The sequence below is a fragment of the Pseudomonas sp. ML2-2023-3 genome, assembly GCF_037055275.1.
Lineage (GTDB): Bacteria > Pseudomonadota > Gammaproteobacteria > Pseudomonadales > Pseudomonadaceae > Aquipseudomonas.
Genome location: NZ_CP146343.1, coordinates 1 through 7,500 on the forward strand (window position 1 = coordinate 1; position 7,500 = coordinate 7,500).

Annotated in this window: 5 rRNA genes (1 of these 5 only partly in view); all 5 read right to left on the minus strand. The window is 50.7% G+C overall.

Annotated features, from left to right (window positions below):
- Positions 1-57: 57 nt before the first annotated feature.
- A 5S ribosomal RNA gene (rrf, locus tag V6P94_RS00005) occupies positions 58-173 on the minus strand.
- Positions 174-324: 151 nt separating this feature from the next.
- Positions 325-3,216, minus strand: a 23S ribosomal RNA gene (locus V6P94_RS00010).
- Between the two features lie 324 nt (positions 3,217-3,540).
- A 16S ribosomal RNA gene (locus tag V6P94_RS00015) occupies positions 3,541-5,077 on the minus strand.
- A gap of 480 nt (positions 5,078-5,557) precedes the next feature.
- Positions 5,558-5,673, minus strand: a 5S ribosomal RNA gene (gene rrf, locus V6P94_RS00020).
- A gap of 151 nt (positions 5,674-5,824) precedes the next feature.
- Positions 5,825-7,500 (minus strand): 23S ribosomal RNA (locus V6P94_RS00025) (it continues 1,216 nt past the right edge of the window).
- Together the 16S, 23S and 5S rRNA genes form the textbook arrangement of a ribosomal RNA operon.

Consider the following 7,500-nt stretch of genomic DNA (forward strand, 5'->3'; position numbering starts at 1 on the left):
CTCGGCCCAAAAACAAACCCCCTGTCTGCGTTAGCAGACAGGGGGTTTGGAATTTAATCTTGACGATGACCTACTCTCACATGGGGAAACCCCACACTACCATCGGCGATGCATCGTTTCACTTCTGAGTTCGGGATGGGATCAGGTGGTTCCAATGCTCTATGGTCGTCAAGAAATTCGGTAGCCAGGTCGTTTACCTTTCGGTTTACGCTCCAGCGAATGGGTATGTAATAGTTTGGTGTTTTGTGAGTCGCAAACTTTCGGTCTGTATCGTCTTCACACACCGCAATCTGGTCTCTTCGACTCAAATTGCTTGGGTGTTATATGGTCAAGCCTCACGGGCAATTAGTATTGGTTAGCTCAACGCCTCACAGCGCTTACACACCCAACCTATCAACGTCGTAGTCTTCGACGGCCCTTTAGGGAACTCAAGGTTCCAGTGAGATCTCATCTTGAGGCAAGTTTCCCGCTTAGATGCTTTCAGCGGTTATCTTTCCCGAACATAGCTACCCGGCAATGCCACTGGCGTGACAACCGGAACACCAGAGGTTCGTCCACTCCGGTCCTCTCGTACTAGGAGCAGCCCCTCTCAAATCTCAAACGTCCACGGCAGATAGGGACCGAACTGTCTCACGACGTTCTAAACCCAGCTCGCGTACCACTTTAAATGGCGAACAGCCATACCCTTGGGACCGGCTTCAGCCCCAGGATGTGATGAGCCGACATCGAGGTGCCAAACACCGCCGTCGATATGAACTCTTGGGCGGTATCAGCCTGTTATCCCCGGAGTACCTTTTATCCGTTGAGCGATGGCCCTTCCATACAGAACCACCGGATCACTAAGACCTACTTTCGTACCTGCTCGACGTGTCTGTCTCGCAGTCAAGCGCGCTTTTGCCTTTATACTCTACGACCGATTTCCGACCGGTCTGAGCGCACCTTCGTACTCCTCCGTTACTCTTTAGGAGGAGACCGCCCCAGTCAAACTACCCACCATACACTGTCCTCGATCCGGATAACGGACCTGAGTTAGAACCTCAAAGTTGCCAGGGTGGTATTTCAAGGTTGGCTCCATGCAGACTGGCGTCCACACTTCAAAGCCTCCCACCTATCCTACACAAGCAAATTCAAAGTCCAGTGCAAAGCTATAGTAAAGGTTCACGGGGTCTTTCCGTCTAGCCGCGGATACACTGCATCTTCACAGCGATTTCAATTTCACTGAGTCTCGGGTGGAGACAGCGCCGCCATCGTTACGCCATTCGTGCAGGTCGGAACTTACCCGACAAGGAATTTCGCTACCTTAGGACCGTTATAGTTACGGCCGCCGTTTACCGGGGCTTCGATCAAGAGCTTCGCGTTAGCTAACCCCATCAATTAACCTTCCGGCACCGGGCAGGCGTCACACCCTATACGTCCACTTTCGTGTTTGCAGAGTGCTGTGTTTTTAATAAACAGTCGCAGCGGCCTGGTATCTTCGACCGGCATGGGCTTACGCAGTAAATGCTTCACCCTCACCGGCGCACCTTCTCCCGAAGTTACGGTGCCATTTTGCCTAGTTCCTTCACCCGAGTTCTCTCAAGCGCCTTGGTATTCTCTACCCAACCACCTGTGTCGGTTTGGGGTACGGTTCCTGGTTACCTGAAGCTTAGAAGCTTTTCTTGGAAGCATGGCATCAACCACTTCGTTGTCTAAAAGACAACTCGTCATCAGCTCTCGGCCTTAGAATCCCGGATTTACCTAAGATTCCAGCCTACCACCTTAAACTTGGACAACCAACGCCAAGCTGGCCTAGCCTTCTCCGTCCCTCCATCGCAATAACCAGAAGTACAGGAATATTAACCTGTTTTCCATCGACTACGCTTTTCAGCCTCGCCTTAGGGACCGACTAACCCTGCGTCGATTAACGTTGCGCAGGAAACCTTGGTCTTTCGGCGTGGGTGTTTTTCACACCCATTATCGTTACTCATGTCAGCATTCGCACTTCTGATACCTCCAGCAAGCTTCTCAACTCACCTTCACAGGCTTACAGAACGCTCCTCTACCGCATCACCTAAGTGATACCCGTAGCTTCGGTGTATGGTTTGAGCCCCGTTAAATCTTCCGCGCAGGCCGACTCGACTAGTGAGCTATTACGCTTTCTTTAAAGGGTGGCTGCTTCTAAGCCAACCTCCTAGCTGTCTAAGCCTTCCCACATCGTTTCCCACTTAACCATAACTTTGGGACCTTAGCTGACGGTCTGGGTTGTTTCCCTTTTCACGACGGACGTTAGCACCCGCCGTGTGTCTCCCATGCTCGGCACTTGTAGGTATTCGGAGTTTGCATCGGTTTGGTAAGTCGGGATGACCCCCTAGCCGAAACAGTGCTCTACCCCCTACAGTGATACATGAGGCGCTACCTAAATAGCTTTCGAGGAGAACCAGCTATCTCCGAGCTTGATTAGCCTTTCACTCCGATCCACAGGTCATCCGCTAACTTTTCAACGGTAGTCGGTTCGGTCCTCCAGTTAGTGTTACCCAACCTTCAACCTGCCCATGGATAGATCGCCCGGTTTCGGGTCTATTCCCAGCGACTAGACGCCCTATTAAGACTCGCTTTCGCTACGCCTCCCCTATTCGGTTAAGCTTGCCACTGAAAATAAGTCGCTGACCCATTATACAAAAGGTACGCAGTCACCCAACAAAGTGGGCTCCCACTGCTTGTACGCATACGGTTTCAGGATCTATTTCACTCCCCTCTCCGGGGTTCTTTTCGCCTTTCCCTCACGGTACTAGTTCACTATCGGTCAGTCAGTAGTATTTAGCCTTGGAGGATGGTCCCCCCATATTCAGACAAAGTTTCTCGTGCTCCGTCCTACTCGATTTCACTGCAAAGATGTTTTCGCGTACAGGGCTATCACCCACTATGGCCGCACTTTCCAGAGCGTTCCGCTAACATCAATACAGCTTAAGGGCTGGTCCCCGTTCGCTCGCCACTACTAAGGGAATCTCGGTTGATTTCTTTTCCTCAGGGTACTTAGATGTTTCAGTTCCCCTGGTTCGCTTCTTAAGCCTATGTATTCAGCTTAAGATACCTAACTTATGTTAGGTGGGTTCCCCCATTCAGACATCTCCGGATCAAAGTCTGTTTGCCGACTCCCCGAAGCTTTTCGCAGGCTACCACGTCTTTCATCGCCTCTGACTGCCAAGGCATCCACCGTATGCGCTTCTTCACTTGACCATATAACCCCAAGCAATCTGGTTATACTATGAAGACGACATTCGCCGAAAATTCGCATGTTCAATTAAGAACGCTCACAAATTTTACCTTAGCCTGAATAAACACCAGTGAAAGTGTTATCCAGTCTAACTTTCTATTACATACCCAAATTTTTAAAGAACGATCTAATCAAAAGATCAGAAATCAACATTCACCACCGTTTGATGGAATGCTCATTTCTAAGCTTTACGACAGAAAAACCACAGAGCGACTCTGCAGTTATCGTCTTCTACAATGAATCAAGCAATTCGTGTGGGAACTTATGGAGCAGCTGATGTCGTCGATTAAGGAGGTGATCCAGCCGCAGGTTCCCCTACGGCTACCTTGTTACGACTTCACCCCAGTCATGAATCACACCGTGGTAACCGTCCTCCCGAAGGTTAGACTAGCTACTTCTGGTGCAACCCACTCCCATGGTGTGACGGGCGGTGTGTACAAGGCCCGGGAACGTATTCACCGTGACATTCTGATTCACGATTACTAGCGATTCCGACTTCACGCAGTCGAGTTGCAGACTGCGATCCGGACTACGATCGGTTTTATGGGATTAGCTCCACCTCGCGGCTTGGCAACCCTTTGTACCGACCATTGTAGCACGTGTGTAGCCCAGGCCGTAAGGGCCATGATGACTTGACGTCATCCCCACCTTCCTCCGGTTTGTCACCGGCAGTCTCCTTAGAGTGCCCACCATTACGTGCTGGTAACTAAGGACAAGGGTTGCGCTCGTTACGGGACTTAACCCAACATCTCACGACACGAGCTGACGACAGCCATGCAGCACCTGTCTCAATGTTCCCGAAGGCACCAATCTATCTCTAGAAAGTTCATTGGATGTCAAGGCCTGGTAAGGTTCTTCGCGTTGCTTCGAATTAAACCACATGCTCCACCGCTTGTGCGGGCCCCCGTCAATTCATTTGAGTTTTAACCTTGCGGCCGTACTCCCCAGGCGGTCAACTTAATGCGTTAGCTGCGCCACTAAGAGTTCAAGACTCCCAACGGCTAGTTGACATCGTTTACGGCGTGGACTACCAGGGTATCTAATCCTGTTTGCTCCCCACGCTTTCGCACCTCAGTGTCAGTATCAGTCCAGGTAGTCGCCTTCGCCACTGGTGTTCCTTCCTATATCTACGCATTTCACCGCTACACAGGAAATTCCACTACCCTCTACCATACTCTAGCTTGCCAGTTTTGGATGCAGTTCCCAGGTTGAGCCCGGGGATTTCACATTCAACTTAACAAACCACCTACGCGCGCTTTACGCCCAGTAATTCCGATTAACGCTTGCACCCTCTGTATTACCGCGGCTGCTGGCACAGAGTTAGCCGGTGCTTATTCTGTCGGTAACGTCAAAACACTAACGTATTAGGTTAATGCCCTTCCTCCCAACTTAAAGTGCTTTACAATCCGAAGACCTTCTTCACACACGCGGCATGGCTGGATCAGGCTTTCGCCCATTGTCCAATATTCCCCACTGCTGCCTCCCGTAGGAGTCTGGACCGTGTCTCAGTTCCAGTGTGACTGATCATCCTCTCAGACCAGTTACGGATCGTAGCCTTGGTGAGCCATTACCTCACCAACTAGCTAATCCGACCTAGGCTCATCTGATAGCGCAAGGCCCGAAGGTCCCCTGCTTTCTCCCGTAGGACGTATGCGGTATTAGCGTCCGTTTCCGAACGTTATCCCCCACTATCAGGCAGATTCCTAGGTATTACTCACCCGTCCGCCGCTCTCAAGAGAAGCAAGCTTCTCTCTACCGCTCGACTTGCATGTGTTAGGCCTGCCGCCAGCGTTCAATCTGAGCCATGATCAAACTCTTCAGTTCAAACATCTTTGGGTTTTTAAGAAACCCTAAACTTGGCTCAGCAATCGTTGGTTACATCTTTGATTTCTCGCGGAGTAACTTGTGATGCTGATAATCTTGTTGACTATCAGTCTGACTCCACAAGCACCCACACGAATTGCTTGATTCAGTTGTTAAAGAGCGGTTGGTTTAGCTTTCGCTGAACCGAGGCGCGCATTCTACAGCAGCCTCTGTTACTGTCAAGCGGTTATTTTAAGATGTTTTCAAAGTTTCCTCTGTAACATCAACCACTTGCGCTTTCGATCTCTCGTTAGCGGGAGGCGAATTCTACAGCGTTACACGCTGCTGTCAACACCTTATTTCCTGCTGCTTTCGATTGAGATAATCGAAGTGTTAGCCAGGCAAATGACCTGGTTAACAGCACAGGCTTTTTACAAAGCTTGTACTTATACAAAAACAAAATCCCCGTCTGCGCGAGCAGACAGGGATTTTGGAATTTAATCTTGACGATGACCTACTCTCACATGGGGAAACCCCACACTACCATCGGCGATGCATCGTTTCACTTCTGAGTTCGGGATGGGATCAGGTGGTTCCAATGCTCTATGGTCGTCAAGAAATTCGGTAGCCAGGTCGTTCACCTTTCGGTTTACGCTCCAGCGAATGGGTATGTAATAGTCTGGTGTTTTGTGAGTTGCAAACTTTCGGTTTGTATCGTCTTCACACACCGCAATCTGGTCTCTTCGACGCAAATTGCTTGGGTGTTATATGGTCAAGCCTCACGGGCAATTAGTATTGGTTAGCTCAACGCCTCACAGCGCTTACACACCCAACCTATCAACGTCGTAGTCTTCGACGGCCCTTTAGGGAACTCAAGGTTCCAGTGAGATCTCATCTTGAGGCAAGTTTCCCGCTTAGATGCTTTCAGCGGTTATCTTTCCCGAACATAGCTACCCGGCAATGCCACTGGCGTGACAACCGGAACACCAGAGGTTCGTCCACTCCGGTCCTCTCGTACTAGGAGCAGCCCCTCTCAAATCTCAAACGTCCACGGCAGATAGGGACCGAACTGTCTCACGACGTTCTAAACCCAGCTCGCGTACCACTTTAAATGGCGAACAGCCATACCCTTGGGACCGGCTTCAGCCCCAGGATGTGATGAGCCGACATCGAGGTGCCAAACACCGCCGTCGATATGAACTCTTGGGCGGTATCAGCCTGTTATCCCCGGAGTACCTTTTATCCGTTGAGCGATGGCCCTTCCATACAGAACCACCGGATCACTAAGACCTACTTTCGTACCTGCTCGACGTGTCTGTCTCGCAGTCAAGCGCGCTTTTGCCTTTATACTCTACGACCGATTTCCGACCGGTCTGAGCGCACCTTCGTACTCCTCCGTTACTCTTTAGGAGGAGACCGCCCCAGTCAAACTACCCACCATACACTGTCCTCGATCCGGATAACGGACCTGAGTTAGAACCTCAAAGTTGCCAGGGTGGTATTTCAAGGTTGGCTCCATGCAGACTGGCGTCCACACTTCAAAGCCTCCCACCTATCCTACACAAGCAAATTCAAAGTCCAGTGCAAAGCTATAGTAAAGGTTCACGGGGTCTTTCCGTCTAGCCGCGGATACACTGCATCTTCACAGCGATTTCAATTTCACTGAGTCTCGGGTGGAGACAGCGCCGCCATCGTTACGCCATTCGTGCAGGTCGGAACTTACCCGACAAGGAATTTCGCTACCTTAGGACCGTTATAGTTACGGCCGCCGTTTACCGGGGCTTCGATCAAGAGCTTCGCGTTAGCTAACCCCATCAATTAACCTTCCGGCACCGGGCAGGCGTCACACCCTATACGTCCACTTTCGTGTTTGCAGAGTGCTGTGTTTTTAATAAACAGTCGCAGCGGCCTGGTATCTTCGACCGGCATGGGCTTACGCAGTAAATGCTTCACCCTCACCGGCGCACCTTCTCCCGAAGTTACGGTGCCATTTTGCCTAGTTCCTTCACCCGAGTTCTCTCAAGCGCCTTGGTATTCTCTACCCAACCACCTGTGTCGGTTTGGGGTACGGTTCCTGGTTACCTGAAGCTTAGAAGCTTTTCTTGGAAGCATGGCATCAACCACTTCGTTGTCTAAAAGACAACTCGTCATCAGCTCTCGGCCTTAGAATCCCGGATTTACCTAAGATTCCAGCCTACCACCTTAAACTTGGACAACCAACGCCAAGCTGGCCTAGCCTTCTCCGTCCCTCCATCGCAATAACCAGAAGTACAGGAATATTAACCTGTTTTCCATCGACTACGCTTTTCAGCCTCGCCTTAGGGACCGACTAACCCTGCGTCGATTAACGTTGCGCAGGAAACCTTGGTCTTTCGGCGTGGGTGTTTTTCACACCCATTATCGTTACTCATGTCAGCATTCGCACTTCTGATACCTCCAGCAAG